The sequence below is a fragment of the Kitasatospora sp. GP82 genome, assembly GCF_029892105.1.
In the GTDB taxonomy this organism is placed as follows: domain Bacteria; phylum Actinomycetota; class Actinomycetes; order Streptomycetales; family Streptomycetaceae; genus Kitasatospora.
The window spans coordinates 133,018-147,600 of record NZ_JARZAJ010000003.1; the positions used below are offsets into that span (position 1 = coordinate 133,018).

At 70.2% G+C, this 14,583-nt stretch carries 12 protein-coding genes; 4 read left to right on the forward strand and 8 right to left on the reverse strand.

All coding sequences use genetic code 11. The features are described 5' to 3' along the window. Window positions 1-165: 165 nt before the first annotated feature. Window positions 166-1,887: a recombinase family protein gene (locus P3T39_RS03970; RefSeq protein ID WP_280695885.1), complete on the reverse strand. Its 1,722-nt coding sequence runs from the start codon at window positions 1,885-1,887 to the stop codon at window positions 166-168. A 409-nt stretch (window positions 1,888-2,296) separates the two neighbouring features. Here P3T39_RS03970 and P3T39_RS03975 point away from each other — a divergent pair, with 409 nt between their 5' ends. After that, window positions 2,297-2,569, forward strand: a complete 273-nt coding sequence (locus P3T39_RS03975; protein WP_280695886.1) for a hypothetical protein — start codon at window positions 2,297-2,299, stop codon at window positions 2,567-2,569. A gap of 87 nt (window positions 2,570-2,656) precedes the next feature. Here the strand turns inward: P3T39_RS03975 and P3T39_RS03980 are convergent, their stop codons facing one another. Further along, a complete protein-coding gene (locus P3T39_RS03980) occupies window positions 2,657-3,307 on the reverse strand; it encodes a hypothetical protein (protein ID WP_280695887.1) in 651 nt (216 codons plus the stop codon). Window positions 3,308-3,697: 390 nt separating this feature from the next. On the opposite strand from P3T39_RS03980, the gene P3T39_RS03985 reads away from it, so the two are divergent. Further along, window positions 3,698-4,099 (forward strand): BlaI/MecI/CopY family transcriptional regulator, encoded by a 402-nt coding sequence (locus P3T39_RS03985; RefSeq protein ID WP_280695888.1) that lies wholly within the window; start codon window positions 3,698-3,700, stop codon window positions 4,097-4,099. A 3-nt stretch (window positions 4,100-4,102) separates the two neighbouring features. Beyond that, window positions 4,103-5,035 (forward strand): M56 family metallopeptidase, encoded by a 933-nt coding sequence (locus P3T39_RS03990; protein ID WP_280695889.1) that lies wholly within the window; start codon window positions 4,103-4,105, stop codon window positions 5,033-5,035. A gap of 51 nt (window positions 5,036-5,086) precedes the next feature. Here P3T39_RS03990 and P3T39_RS03995 read toward each other — a convergent pair whose 3' ends face one another. Continuing rightward, complete coding sequence (locus P3T39_RS03995) at window positions 5,087-6,709, reverse strand: LCP family protein (protein WP_280695890.1); 1,623 nt, start codon at window positions 6,707-6,709, stop codon at window positions 5,087-5,089. After that, window positions 6,702-7,232, reverse strand: coding sequence for a DUF6542 domain-containing protein (locus P3T39_RS04000; protein WP_280695891.1), 531 nt, complete (start codon window positions 7,230-7,232; stop codon window positions 6,702-6,704). The genes P3T39_RS03995 and P3T39_RS04000 overlap by 8 nt, the downstream gene beginning before the upstream one ends. Window positions 7,233-7,655: 423 nt before the next feature. Between P3T39_RS04000 and P3T39_RS04005 the strand changes: the two genes are divergently transcribed. Further along, window positions 7,656-8,384 (forward strand): MerR family transcriptional regulator, encoded by a 729-nt coding sequence (locus P3T39_RS04005; RefSeq protein WP_280695893.1) that lies wholly within the window; start codon window positions 7,656-7,658, stop codon window positions 8,382-8,384. Between the two features lie 94 nt (window positions 8,385-8,478). Here the strand turns inward: P3T39_RS04005 and P3T39_RS04010 are convergent, their stop codons facing one another. The 4 genes from P3T39_RS04010 to P3T39_RS04025 form a co-directional block, all read right to left on the reverse strand. Continuing rightward, window positions 8,479-10,644, reverse strand: coding sequence for a 3-hydroxyacyl-CoA dehydrogenase NAD-binding domain-containing protein (locus tag P3T39_RS04010; RefSeq protein WP_280695894.1), 2,166 nt, complete (start codon window positions 10,642-10,644; stop codon window positions 8,479-8,481). A 29-nt stretch (window positions 10,645-10,673) separates the two neighbouring features. Continuing rightward, window positions 10,674-11,888 carry an acetyl-CoA C-acetyltransferase gene (locus tag P3T39_RS04015; protein ID WP_280695895.1) on the reverse strand — a complete coding sequence of 405 codons (1,215 nt, stop codon included), beginning with the start codon at window positions 11,886-11,888 and terminating at the stop codon, window positions 10,674-10,676. Window positions 11,889-11,964: 76 nt separating this feature from the next. Continuing rightward, complete coding sequence (locus tag P3T39_RS04020; protein ID WP_280695896.1) at window positions 11,965-13,107, reverse strand: acyl-CoA dehydrogenase family protein; 1,143 nt, start codon at window positions 13,105-13,107, stop codon at window positions 11,965-11,967. A gap of 40 nt (window positions 13,108-13,147) precedes the next feature. After that, window positions 13,148-14,290: a CaiB/BaiF CoA-transferase family protein gene (locus P3T39_RS04025; protein ID WP_280695897.1), complete on the reverse strand. Its 1,143-nt coding sequence runs from the start codon at window positions 14,288-14,290 to the stop codon at window positions 13,148-13,150. Between the last annotated feature and the right edge of the window lie 293 nt (window positions 14,291-14,583).

Genomic DNA, 14,583 nt, shown 5'->3' on the forward strand with positions numbered 1-14,583 from the left:
GAATCAATGTCTCAACCGTCATACCGTCATGCCGAGAGGCAAGAAATATCGAAATGGAGCGCTCGCGCCTCGCCTCGCTGGCCAGAGAACGCGAAAAAGCCCCGACGGGTTCGCCGGGGCTGATTTTAGGTTAGGGTCACCTAAGTTACTGAGTGGTGACGGAGGTCACTCCTCCTCCGCCTCCTTCTGCGTGTGCACCCATTCGACCCGGACGCGCTGTGCCATCGCCTCCATCGTGCGCGGCTGTCCGCCACGGTGCGGTGCCTTGTAGAGCGTGATTCGGGAGATGAACAGCTTGAAGAAGGCGCGACGCTCCATCACGCTGGCACCGTGCCACCACGACCCCGGGCCGATCGGGTCGGCGTCCGGGTCGTCCCCGACCCACTCACCTAGCGGGAGTGCCGGAGCCTCCGCCTCCTCAAGGTCCGCTAGACGGGCCTCAACGGCCATCAGACGGCCCTCAAGGGTCTTCTCGGACCGGAGGAACCTTGCACGGCCCACAGAGGTCCTGAACCCGCCTTCGTCGCGCTCGTCGTACAGCTCCTCCAGCGCTGCCACGACCTCCGCCCGCTCGGCCACGATGCGGGACCGCTCGGCGGCCCTGTCCGGCCGCTCAGTGGCCCGCCCGAACCGCCGTGCCGCCTCCTGCAATACGTCGTGTGTGTCCGGGTCGCCGTCAGCGTTCTGGATCAGCGCGAACACGCGTCGCGCCACATAGTCGTCCAGCGCCGTCTGAGAGATTGAGACGTTCCCGGCATGCTTTCCCGGTTCGGGGTGGACACGAGAGCATCGGTACTGCCGGTAATGGGTACCGTGTCGGTTTGACATGCCGTGCGTCTTCAAGAGCGCGCCACACTCGCAGAGTGCGATACCGAGGCCGGTCACCAGAGACTGCCCCCGGTCAATCCGTTCACCGGTCCGGGTGCGCGTCTCTAGCCATTGCTGAATGGAGTACCAGGCTTCCGGCGTGATGATCTGCGGGTGCGCCGTGATCGGCTTCATGGTTTCCGGGTCGCGCTCAAGCTTGTAGCCGACGACGGTTGTTCCCGGTGTGCCGTCCTTGCGGGTGCCGTACTGCGGCTCTGCCGCGTAGCCAGCGATGCGGGGATCTTTGAGTACTCGGCGGATCATCTGCGCGGCCCACCGGCTATCGCTGAACTTCTTTCCGACTGTCTGTCCTCGCGTCGGAATGCCTTGCGCGTCCAGCTTGGCCGCAATGCTGGTGATGGACACACCTTCACCGCTGAACCACTGACCCTGGCCAAGAGGCTGGGCCGTGATGTCCTCGGCAATCTGCCGGATGACGGCCGCTTCGGATTCCTCTACCGCAAGCTTCTGGATGACCACAGGGCGGCCGTTCTCACGGGTGACAGTGTGCGGCTCCAGCCGGAAGCCGTACGGCGCTTTACCGCCCGTGTAGCCGCCCAATTCCCGGGCCAGCTTCTTAGCGCCGGATACGGCAACGCTCTTGTTTCGGCTTTCCTGGTGTGCGGCGTCGAGCCGCATAATCAGGTGGATGAGGTCCATAAGGTTGCCCTTGCGGAACTGCCCCTCGTTCACACTGACAATGGTTACGCCGAGATTCAGCAACTCGGAGACCACGGGGATAGCGTCCAGCGGGTCAATCCGAGAAAAGCGGGCGACGTAGTAAACCACGATCATGTTGATTCGACCGGCGCGGCAGTCGTTGAGCATCCGCTCAAAGACCGGGCGCACTTTCCCGTCAAATGCCGACGTGCCTAGCTCCTCGTCGTAGCATTCGATCGCTACCGCACCGAGTGCTTTTGCCCGCTCAATGGACCGCTCCCGCTGATCCTCGGTCGATGCTTCGGACTGATTCGCCCTCTGCTCGGACTGCCGCGTGTAAACTCCCGCGTGTGTGGCCATGCCCCTTACCGCCCCTGGTGTCGCCATGGTGGGGAGTGTAGTCCCCTTTAGTAACGAACTCAAGGGCTACCTCCGCGCCCACCCCGAGGTCACCCGCCGCCACCACCCCGGCCTCCTCCCCACCGCCGCGGCCTGACCCTCCCCGGCACTCCGGCTCCGATCCGCCGGTGAGCAGCCCGACGGCCGCTCACCGGCGGATCAGGCAACCAGCCGGGCTTCCCGCCGCAGTTGGTGCAGCAGCCCTCGTCGTCCGCACGGCGCCGACGCTCCCGGCCGTCGTACTCGGCCGTCGTACTCGGCCGAACCCGCCGGGAAACTTCTACATGTCTGTAGAGTTCTGGTGACATGGGAAGCCGCTGCTTCCGTGGCCGCGGGCTGCGAAGCAGCTGCCCGCGAGCCAGGGAGAGAGATGGCACACCGTCAACAGGAACACTCCGGTGCGACTCCGCGTCTCCGGGGCGCGCCGTGGCAGCCCCCGGAGGAAGAGGTGCGCCGGGTCTACCAGCCGGTCGAGGTCCACCACCAGGACGGGACCTGGGCAGTCGGCAGGATCAACGCGTGGTGGCATCCGGCCGGTGGCCAACCGTGGTGCCGCGTCAGGACCATCGGCAGCGGCGAGGCCCCGAAGTGGATGCCCTTCGACCCCGAGCAACTGGTCCTGCTCCCGGTCACGGGCACCTGACGGAGCAGGTGGACAGTCCTCGCTCCGGCGGGGCTGCTGCGACGACTTGCCCCGGGCCCCGCGCAACGCCCGCCCCGGCGCCCGGGGCTACGCCGGGGAGTCCCCGCTGCCGCTCGGCTCCAGGCAGCTGAGCAGGAAGGGAGCCACGCCTCGTTCGAGCAGAGCCACCCGCCACGCTTCGCGGGCCAGCAGAAGGCTGTCCGGGGTGGACTCGGGGGCGGGATTCTCGGCCAGCGCGGCAGAGCGCTGGCGGGCCGCCGTGACGAGCAGCCCGCCCACACCGGCGAAGGCGCTGGCCGCGGCGACTATCGCGGCGGTCCAGGCGGCTTCCACCACCGAGTCGGCCAGCCGTCGTTCGGAGTCCGCAAGTCTGAGGATGCAGCCGAGCAGGCAGAGCACCACCGCGGCGGTGCCCGTCAGAACCGGTGCGAAGACCGCGAGTGCGCCCATCAGTCCACCTCCACCATGGCGGGTGCCGTGGCCGCCCTGCGGGCGTCCGCCGAGCGTGCCGGCCAGGTCGGCGGCTGCGCGGAGTCTCGCGTACTCGCCGTACTCCTCCGCCGCAGTCGCCGCGATCTCGGCGGCGGCCGCCCTCGCCAGGGTGCGGAGGTCCTCGATGCCGGGGCCGTCGGCGCTGCGCGCGACCGCCTCGCGGATGCGGTCGGCGGCCAGTGCCTGGGCGAGCGCACGCTCGAAGTCGGCCCGGTCCTGCTGCAGAAGCTGGGGAGTTACGTCCATAGCTGTCCCCCGATGCGTTGGGTGGCGCGAGAACCGTGGCCGCCGCAGTGGGCGGCACTGCGGTGAGGGTGTCCTCGGTCCGCTCGTCGCCATCGCGCCCGGTCGCAGCGCCTCGTCGGCCGGCAAAGCGCCGGCGCCCTTGGCCGGTGGGACTCCCATGCCTCCCTCCAACGGCTCCCCACGCTGGACTCGGCCAGACGTTTGCATTTCGCGGCGCACTGAATCTACAGCAGTGTAGAGGATTTGGGCGGCCGCCGAAGGCGGAGGGGAGGCCGGGCCTCGGCTGCGCGATGCCCGCATTATCGGCTCATTGGCTCATCGGAACCGTCGGCTCACTAGGATGGGGGCGCCTGTCGCGCGCATGGGCAAGCCTGCTGGAAGGGAGACACCATGGACGAGGACAGGGGCAGCCTCATCGGACACCCCCGCAAGCGCGGCCAGGGCGAACTCGAAAGCCAGGTCCTGGAGGTACTCAGGAGCGCCCCGGGGCCGGTCACCGCGAGCTGGGTGCAGCAGCGCCTCAGCGGCGAGCTGGCCTACACCACGGTCATGACCATCCTCTCCCGGCTGCTCGTCAAACAGGCGGTCTCCCGCAGCCGTTCGGGCCGGGTGTACCTGTGGCTGGCGGCCTCCGACGCGGCCGGGTTCACCGCGATACGGATGCGCAAACTGCTCGACACCGAGGCCGACCGCGGTGCGGCACTGGCCAGCTTCGTCAGCGCACTGCTCCCCGAGGACGAGCAGCTGCTGCGCGCGCTGCTGGACGGCGCGGCGGACGGGCGTGAGCGCTGAACCATGGGTGTCTTCGTCTTCCTCCCCCTCATCCTGCCCCTGACGGCCCTGCCGATCGCGCGTCTCGCCGAACACCACCTCCACCCGCGGAACGCGGTCCGGCTGCTGACCTGGATCAGCGTGATCATGGCGGTGTGCAGCACGCTCTGCCTGGGGCTGCTCTTCGTGGTCGGCACGGCGCAGATCCCGGGAAACCCGCTGCCGGACAACTGGTCCGACCCCGAGGTGCGCGCGGCGGTGCCCTTCCACGAGGAGGTCGGCACGGCGGCGGTGATCGTCCTCGTCACCGTCCTCACCACCTGCTCGACGACCCTCCGACGCCACCTCCGGATCCGGGTGCGCGCCCAGCACGCGCTCGAGTTCGTGCCGCGCGACACCGACCTCGCGGTGCTGCCGGACGAGAACCCGTACGCCTACGCGGTACCCGGGACGCCGGGCCGGATCGTCGTCTCCACCGGCATGATCGACAGCCTTGCGGCCGACGAGCGCCGGGCCCTGATCGCACACGAGCGCTCCCACCTGGCCAACCACCACCACCGCTACCTGATGGCGACCCGGCTGGCCAGCTGCGTCAACCCCTTCCTGCGTCCACTCCAGCAGGCCGTCGCCTACAGCACCGAGCGCTGGGCCGACGAGGAGGCGGCGCACGTGGTCGGCGACCGCCGGGTGACCGCCCGCGCGGTCGCCAGGGCCGCCCTGGTCTCCCGCCATCTACCCGCGCCGGGATTCGCCGCCTTCGCCGCCCCCGGTCCCGTCCCGCGGCGAGTGGCCGCCCTGCTCAACCCCGAGGTGCTCCCCGAGACCTGGCCCCCGGCGCACAGCCCGGCCGGCCTCGCCGCGATGGTCGCCGCCGCCGGCACCGCGGCGTCGGCGCTCTCCGCCCTCAATGCGGCCGTCGCCCTCCTCCTCGTGCTCAAGGCCGCGACGCCCCTGTAGCCGACGGCGGTCGGCTGCAGGGGCGCGGCAATCAGTGGCGGTCAGCGGCGGTCAGTCGACACAGGGGATGTTGCCCGCCTGGACGGCAGGGCCCTGCATCTGGAGCGTGGCAGCGGGATCGGGGGCGTTGTCGCCACCGCTGCCCTGGCCACCGCTGCTCTGGGCTCCGCCATCGGCGGCGGGGACGGTGTAGCCGGTGCCGAGGATCACCCGGATGTGTCCGGCGGGGACGGCGCTGGAGGCCGTCGCGGTGACCCCGTAGCGGGCCGCGACCTGTTCGGCGCCGTCCTTGGCGCCGGTTCCGTAGGTGACGGTGGTGGTCCGGGGACGGGTGGTGGCCTCGCCGGTCTTTCCGGCCTTGAGCCCGAGGTCGGTCAGGGCCTTGGACTCGTTGGCGGCGGCCTTGGTGACCGCTGAGGCGTTGTACACGTCCACCGTCTCCGGCTCCTTGAACGCCGCCTCCACCACGGCGGGCGCGGAGGGCTCCGCGGCCGCGTTCGGGTCGGTGGCCGCGTCGGTCGCAGCCGGGGTGGGCGCGGGCTCCCGGCCGCCGAACAGCTGCTGGACGATCCGCTTCAGCTTGTCGGGGCTGACCTGGTTGACGTCCTGGCCGCCGATGGTCGCGAACTTGTCGATCGGCAGGGTGTTGAACTCGACGTTGCCGCCGGTGAGGTTGGGCGCCTGCTGGGCGAAGTCCAGGATGTTCCACTGGTTGTCGATGACCACGTCCTTCTTCACCACGTCGAACAGGCTCTGCATCCTGCCGAGGTCGCCGATGACGCCGTCCTGCTTGAGCTTGTACTCGACGGAGGAGATGAACGCCTGCTGCCGGTGGGTGCGGTCCAGGTCGCCGTTGAGCAGGTGGTGCCGCTGACGGACGAAGGAGAGCGCCTGGGCCGCGTCGAGCCGGCTGTGACCGGCGGGCAGCTTGAGACCGGTGCCACCGCCCTCGTGGGTCGCCGTCCTGGACACGATGGGGTCGTCCACGGGGTGGTTGAGGCAGACCTCGATCGGCTGCACCGCCTTGGCGATGTCGTAGAACCCGAGCAGGTTGACCTCGGCGAAGTGGTCGATCGGGATGTTGAGGAGCTTCTGCACGGTCTGGATGGTGGCCGAGCGGCCCGCCTCGCGGCTCTGGTGCTCCAGGTCCGCCTGGGAGAGCCCCTTGCTGCCGAGCTTGTCCTCGGCCATGCTCTTCGCGATGCCGTAGGCCTCCTTGACCTTGTGCATCCTGCCGTCGGCTCCGTAGGTCTGCACCCAGTCGTCGCGCGGGATGGACACCGCCTGCACCTTCCCGCTCGGGGGAATGTGCAACACGATCAGGGAGTTGGTGTTGTAGCCGCCGATGTCGCTGGAGCCGGCGTGCAGTTCGTCCTCGACGAACTGCTTGGGCAGGTCGTTGCCGTTCATGTCCTTGCGGCTGTCCAGACCGATCAGCAGCAGGTTGACCGCGTTGTCGAGGTGCGGCGGCGCGTCCTTCTTCGCCTCGCCCAGCGCGTTGGACGTGGTCATACCGTCGGTGAGGTTCTTGACCTCGTACCAGGTGAAACCGCTGGCGCCGAGCACCGCGAGCGACACGGCGCAGGCCGCCGTCCGCCCCGCGACCACCATCGGCGACGTACGCGACCCGGCCACCCTGCCGCCGCGCTGCCTGCCGGACCTGTTCTCAGCCACGACGGCCCCTTCCACTCCGAACGCTCCTGACCACGATCACCAGCAGCGCGGCCGGTACGGCCGCCGCCATCACCGGGAAGGCATGCACCACCCAGCGCAGTGCACCCGTCGCCAGGGCCTTCCCCTGGTACTTGTCCCCGTGCACGAGGTACTCGGTGCCCGAGGCCACCGCCAGCACCACCGCCGGCGCGGCAGCGGTCACCCACCACCAGCCGGCCCGGCTGCTGACGGCCGCCGCCAGCGCGGTGCCGAGCACGGCGCACACGGCGAAGACCGGGCCCACTCCGGATCCGGTCACCTCGTCCACCAGCGCACCCAGTACCGGCAGACCGATCGCCGGAAGCGCTGCGGGCAGTCGACCGCTGCCGGACGGCTCGGCGCGCCGCGCGCGCTCCCGCACCGGCCCGCTGTCGCCGCGCACGCCGTCGGCGTCCGCCCCACCCCCGCGCTGCGAGGGCACAGCAGACTCCTCGCGCCGCAGCTCTGCGCCGCCGTAGGGCGTACTCGCCCGCTGCCCCGCCATACACACCCCTTGTCCACTCGGCCACCGCGTGCGCCGCGCTCCGCCCCCGGGACACCCGGAGGCACGAAATTGCGCCGGTCACGATTGCCGAGGCGCGAACCACTCATGGACCAGTACGGCGAACAAGGCGCGCGAACCGGCCCCCGAGATCTTCTACAAGCCTGTAGAGATCGAGCGAAGCATACAAACCCAATTCAGCAAAGTCATACAACGCCTTCCACGAGGCCGGCGTCGGGCCGCAACTGGACCGCCGAGCAGGCCGTCGAGCAGGCCGTCGAGCACGCCACTTCGCACGCCGGGGGTGACGTACAAGCCCACCCTCGGTGGACCGGGCCCGGGCGGCGGTGTCACACTGACGCTGTCACAGCAGCGCTGCTGCAGCAGAATCAGGTTCCCTCGGGTCAGCGTGAGGTCTACGTTTCCATGACAGCGACGACTCCGGCCGGGCCACCGCGGCTCACCGTCGACGAACTGGCCGCCCGGGCCGGGGTGACGGTGCGGACCTTGCGGTTCTACAGCGCCAAGGGGTTGCTGCCGCCACCGGAGTTGGGGCCGCGCCGGGTCGGACTGTACGGGCCCGAGCACCTCGGACGGCTGGAGCTGATCGAGGAGTTGCAGCGGCAGGGGCTGACGCTGGCGGCGATCGAGCGGTATCTGGCACAACTGCCGGAGGACATCAGCTCCTTGGACCTGGCCATCCACCGGGCTCTGGTGGCGTCCTGGACTCCGGAGGCCGCCGAGGAGGCCACCCGCGAGCAGTTGGGGCGGCGGGCCGGGCGGGCGCTCTCGGACACCGATGTGGACCGGCTGGCCGCGATGGGGGCACTGCACCGCACCGGTGACCCCGAGGTCTTCAAGATCGACCCTGGTCTACTGCCGCTCGGCGTCAGGGTGTTGGACGTTCCCATCCCGCTGGAGACCCTGGTCGCCGCCCGCGCGGTCGTCCGGCTGCACAGCCAGGCGACGGCGCACGACCTGCACCGCCTGTTCCGCGAGACGGTCTGGAAGCCGTACCGGGAGAGCGATCCGCCACCGGCGGAACTGGAGCGGATGAAGGAGCTCACCGACCAGATCCAGCCGATGGTGGTTCAGGCCCTGGTGACGGCCTTCCAGCGCTCGCTCGCGGACGAGCTGGCCGCGCGCCCGGAGTGAGCGCGCGGCCGCACAGCGCACCGTGATATCAGCAGTGCGACGAGAAGAAGCCGACAGGCGCGGCGTGCTCGGAAAGATGATCGGGCTGACGCCGTCAGTCCTTGAAGCTGCCGCCTTCGGCCGCCATCCGCTCCAGCAGCGCGGGCGGGGAGAAGCGTTCGCCGTACGCGGCCGCCAACTCCTTTGCGCGGGCGGTGAATCCGGCCGGGCCGCCCTGGTAGCCGTTGATGTACTGGAGCACACCACCCGTCCACGCCGGGAAGCCGATGCCGAGGACGGAGCCGACGTTGGCGTCCGCGACCGAGGTCAGTACGCCCTCCTCCAGGCAGCGCACCGAGTCGAGCGCCTCCGCGAAGAGCATCCGCTCCTTCATGTCCTCGAACGGGATCTGCACCTCCGGCCGAGCGAAGGCCTCCCGCAGGCCCGGCCACAGGCGGGTGCGGCGGCCCTCCTGGTACTCGTAGAAGCCGCCGCCACCACTGCGGCCGGGGCGGTCGAAGTCGTCGAGCATCCGGTCCATCACCGCGTCGGCCGGGTGCTCCGTCCAGGTGCCGCCCGCCTCCTCGATCGCGCGGCGGGCCTCGTTGCGGATCTTGCGGGGCAGGGTGAGGGTCAGCTCGTCCAGGAGCGAGAGCACCTTGGCGGGGTACCCGGCCTGGGCGGCGGCCTGTTCGACGGAGACCGGGTCGGCTCCCTCGCCGACCATCGCCACGCCCTCGTTAATGAACTGGCCGATGACGCGCGAGGTGAAGAAGCCGCGCGAGTCGTTCACCACGATCGGCGTCTTGCGGATCTGCCGCACCAGGTCGAAGGCGCGGGCCAGCGCCTCGTCACCGGTCTCCGGGCCACGGATGATCTCCACCAGCGGCATCTTGTCGACCGGCGAGAAGAAGTGCAGACCGATGAAGTCGGCGCTGCGGGTGACGCCTTCGGCGAGCAGACCGATCGGGAGGGTGGAGGTGTTGGAGCAGAGCAGTGCGTCGGGCGCGACGACCTCCTCGATCTCCCGGAACACCTTGTGCTTGAGCTCCGGGTTCTCGAAGACGGCCTCGATCACCGCCTCGCAGCCCGCCAGATCGGCGGCGTCGGCGGTCGGCGTGATCCGGGCGAGGAACTCCTCCCGCTCGGCCGCAGTGGTCCGCCCGCGCGCCACCGCCTTGTCCAGCAGCCCTGCGGAGTAGTCCTTTCCGCGCTCGGCGGCCTCCAGGCTGACGTCCTTGAGCAGCACCTGCATCCCGGCCTTGGCGCAGGAGTGCGCAATGCCCGCGCCCATCATCCCGGCGCCGAGGACGGCGACCTTGCGCACCTCGCGCGCCGGTACGTCCTTGGGCCTGCCCGCACCGGAGTTGACGGCCTGCATGTCGAAGAAGAACGCCTGGATCATGTTCTTGGCGGTCTGCCCGCAGGCCAGCTCGGTGAAGTACCTGGACTCGATCACCAGCGCGGTGTCCACGTCCACCTGAGCGCTCTCCACGGCGGTGGCCAGGATGTTGCGCGGAGCCGGGTAGGGGGCACCGGCCAGCTGCTTGCGCAGATTCGCCGGGAAGGCCGGGAGGTTGGCGGCGAAGGCAGGGGTGGACGGGGTACCGCCGGGGATCTTGTAGCCCTTGACGTCCCAGCGCTGCACGGACTCCGGGTTGGCGGCGATGAAGGCGCGCGCCTTGGCGAGCATCTCCTCTGCGGTGGTGGCGAGTTCGTCCACCAGGCCGATCTCCAGCGCCTGCGCCGGACGGTACTGGCGGCCCTGGAGCAGCACCTTGAGCAGGGCATCGGTGATGCCGAGCATCCGCACCGTACGGACCACACCGCCCCCGCCGGGCAGCAGGCCGAGGGTCACCTCGGGCAGCCCGATCTTGCTGCCGGGGGCGTCGAGCGCGACGCGGTGGTGGCAGGCGAGGGCGATCTCCAGTCCACCGCCGAGGGCGGCACCGTTGACGGCGGCGACCACGGGCTTGCCGAGCGTCTCCAGGGTGCGCATGGCCCGCTTGAGACGCAGCGTGTTCTCGAAGAACTCGCCTGCCCGCTCGGGCTGGACGGCGGAGAGCATGTGCAGGTCGCCACCGGCGAAGAAGGTCTTCTTGGCGGAGGTGACGATGACGCCGCGCAGGTCCTCGGTGGCCTTGAGGCGCTCGACCACGGCGACGAAGGCCTCGGTGAAGGCGGCGTTCATGGTGTTGACGGACTGGGCCGGGTCGTCGAGGACGAGGGTGACCACGCCCTCCTCGTCCTGCTCCCAGCGGATGGCGGTTGCTTCAGTCATGTCGGAAGTCCTCGGGGAGTCAGGGGTGTTCAGACGCGCTCGATGATGGTGGCGATGCCCATGCCGCCGCCGACGCAGAGGGTGGCCAGGCCGTAGCGCAGGTCACGGCGCTCCAGTTCGTCGATCAGGGTGCCGATCAGCATCGCACCCGTCGCACCGAGCGGGTGGCCCAGGGCGATCGCGCCGCCGTTGACGTTCACCTTGTCGTGGCTGAAGCCGAGTTCGCGCATGAAGCGCAGGGCGACGGCGGCGAACGCCTCGTTGATCTCGACCAGGTCGATGTCCTCGGCGGTGAGCCCGGCCTTGGCCAGCGCCTTGCGGGTGGCCGGGGCGGGCCCGGTGAGCATGATGGTCGGTTCGGAGCCGGAGACGGCGGCCGAGACGATCCGGGCGCGCGGGCGCAGCCCGTACCGCTCGCCGATCTCGGCCGAGCCGATGGCGACCAGCGCGGCGCCGTCCACGATGCCCGAGGAGTTCCCGGCGGTGTGGACGTGGTCGATGGACTCGACCCAGTGGTACTTCTGCAGTGCGACCGCGTCGAAGCCGCCCGCCTCGCCGATGGCCGCGAAGGAGGGCTTGAGGCGGGCCAGGGTCTCCACGGTGGTGCCGGGGCGGAAGAACTCGTCGCGGTCGAGCACCACAAGTCCGTTGCGGTCCTTGACCGGCACCACCGAGCGGTCGAACTTGCCGTCGGCCCACGCCTTGGCGGCCCGTGCCTGGGACTCGGCGGCGAAGGTGTCCACATCGGTGCGGGAGAGGCCCTCGATGGTGGCGATCAGGTCGGCGCCGATGCCCTGCGGGGCGAAACCGACCTGGAAGCTGGTCATCGGGTCCATCGCCCAGGCGCCGCCGTCCGAGCCCATCGGGACGCGGGACATCGACTCCACGCCGCCGGCCAGGATCAGGTCCTCCCAGCCCGAACGGACCTTGGCCGCAGCCAGGTTGACGGCCTCCAGGCCGGAGGCGCAGAAGCGGTTCTCCTGGACGCCCGCCACCGAGTCCGGCAGCCCGGCGGCCACGGCGGCGATCCGCGCGATGTCGGAGCCCTGGTCGCCGAGCGGGCTGACGACGCCCAGCACGATGTCGTCGATGGCGGCGGGGTCGAGCCCGGGGAAGCGGGCCCGGATCTCGTGGATCAGGCCGACCACCAGGTCGATCGGCTTGGTGCCGTGCAGCGAGCCGGTGGCCTTGCCCCGGCCGCGCGGGGTGCGGATCGCGTCGTAGACGTACGCTTCGGTGGTCACGGGTGGATGCCTTTCAGGAAGTGTCAGCCGAGGCGGAAGGGTTCCCAGCCGGATCTCAGCCGGGCAGGAGGAGGTCTCAGCCGAGGAGGGAGCGGCCGATGATCTCTTTCATGATCTCGGTGGTGCCGCCGTAGATGGTCTGGATACGGCCGTCGGTGAACGCCTTGGCGACCGGGTACTCGGCCATATAGCCGTAGCCGCCGTGGAGTTGGAGGCAGCGGTCAGCGGTGCGCTTGTGGAGTTCGGTGGCCCACCACTTGGCCATCGAGGCATCGACCGGCGTGAGCGCGTAGCGGTTGTGCTCGGTGATGCAGCGGTCGACGAAGGTCCGGGTGACGGCGCACTCCGTGGCCAACTCGGCGATCTCGAACCGCACATGCTGCAGCTTGGCCAGCGGACGGCCGAAGGCGGTCCGGTCCTTGACGTAAGCGGTGGTGAGCTCGACCAGGTGCTCGGCCCCGGCGATGGCGGAGACCGCGATCGCCAGGCGCTCCTGGGCGAGGTTGCGCATCAGGTGGACGAAACCCTGGTTCTCCTCGCCGAGCAGGTTGGCCTTGGGGACACGGACGTCGTCGAAGAACAACTCGGCGGTGTCCTGGGCCTTCTGGCCGATCTTGTCCAGGTTGCGGCCTCGCTCGAATCCCGGCATGCCGCGCTCGACCACCAGCAGGCTGAGGCCGTGCGCGCCGCCCTCGGGGGTGGTCTTCGCGACGACCACCACCAGGTCGGCGAGGATCCCGTTGGAGATGAAGGTCTTGGCACCGTTCAGCAGATAGTGGTCGCCCTGGTCGACGGCGCTCGTCCGGATGCCCTGGAGGTCGGAACCGGCGCCCGGCTCGGTCATCGCGATGGCGCCGATCAGTTCGCCGCTGCAGAAACCGGGCAGCCAGCGCTGCTTCTGCTCCTCGGTGGCCAGCGAGGTGAGGTACGGGCCGATGATGTCGTTGTGCAGGCCGATGGCCAGTCCGCTGACCCCGGCCTTGACGAACTCCTCGGCCAGCACGGCCGGGTAGCGGAAGTCGGTGGTGCCACCGCCGCCGAACTCCTCGGGGACGGCGAGGCCGAGCAGCCCCTGCTTGCCGGCGGCCAGCCAGGCGGAGCGGTCCACGATGCCCGCCTGCTCCCAGCGTTCGTTGTGCGGGAGAACCTCGCGGGTGAGGAACGCCCGGACGGTCTCCCGGAACGCCTCGTGCTCCTCGGCGTAGATCTCGCGCTGCACTGCACCCTCCTTGGGGATCGGGGGTCAAAGGCCATCGGGGTCAGGTGGACGGGGCTCGGTCGGACTTGGGCAGCAGCCGGGAGACGTCCCAGTCGCGGGCGACCTCTGCGGTGTGCGCCCCCGGTGCGGCAGGAGGGCGGCGCAGCTCCCCCGGGGTCACCGAGAAGCGCGGCGCGGGCGCCGGCTGGGTGATGCCCTGATGCGTGGTGTACGTGCCGCGCGCTGAGAGGTGTCCGTGCACGGCGGCCTGACGGAGCGTCAGAACGGGTGAGGTGCAGGCGTCGGTGCCTTCGAAGACGGCCGTCCACTCGGCCTGGGTGCGGGTGGCGAAGCGGGCGGCGATCCGCGCACGCAGCTCCGGCCAGCGGGCGAGGTCGAACTGACCAGGGGCGTCCGGGCCGAGCTCCAGCAGCCTGGTGAACTCGGCGTAGAACTGCGGTTCCAGCGCACCGACGGCCATGTACTCGCCCTCGGCGGTGCGGTACACCGAGTAGCAGGGTGCGCCGCCGTCAAGGAGGTTGACACCCCGCCGGTCCTGCCAGCCTCCGGCGGCGAGCAGACCCCAGAGGATGGAGGTGAGGTGGGCGGCGCCGTCCACGATGGCGGCGTCCACGACCTGCCCGGCACCGGTGGCGCGGGCGTGGTGCAGGGCCGCCAACAGGCCGACGACGAGGTAGAGCGAGCCGCCCGCGTAGTCGCCGAGCAGGTTGGCCGGGATGGCCGGCGCCTCACCCGCCGCGCCGATCAGCCCGAGGACTCCGGCCGTGGCGGCATAGCCGATGTCGTGCCCGGCCCGGGGAGCGAGCGGCCCGTCCTGGCCCCAGCCGGTGATCCGCCCGTAGACCAGTGCGGGATTGCGGGCGAGGCAGGGCTCCGGACCGACCCCGAGCCGTTCGGCCACACCGGGGCGGTAGCCCTCGATGAGCAGGTGGGCCCGCTCGACCAGGTCGAGTACCAGATCAGGCCCCTCGGGGGACTTGAGGTCGATCACCACCGAGCGCTTGTTGCGGTTGGTGACGTCGTACTCCGGGTCCTGGCCGAGCGCAACCGGGCCCGGGCGGTCCACCCGGACGACGTCCGCACCGAGGTCGGCCAGCAGCATCGCGGCGAACGGCCCCGGGCCGATGCCCGCGAGCTCCACCACCCGCACTCCGGCCAGTGGCCCGCCGCTGCGCTCCGACAAGGGCCGTCCTCCACCGCTCGATGTGTTTGACAGTATGGCTGTCACAGTCGTGATGATAGGGATCCGACCCGCCGGTAACAAGCGTTCCGCAGACGGCAACCGCCCTCAGGCGCGCGCGGCTCTGCTCGATCAGCTGCGTGCGCGAACACCCTGCACGTCCGCAGCATCGCGACGCGACCTGGTGCGCCGTAGCACCGGGGCCGACGCCCGGGCCAACACCCGCAGCCCCGGCCACCCCTTGCCAACCACCGTCACCGGGCGGATTCTGGGGCTGACGATCGCTCCAGCTCGCC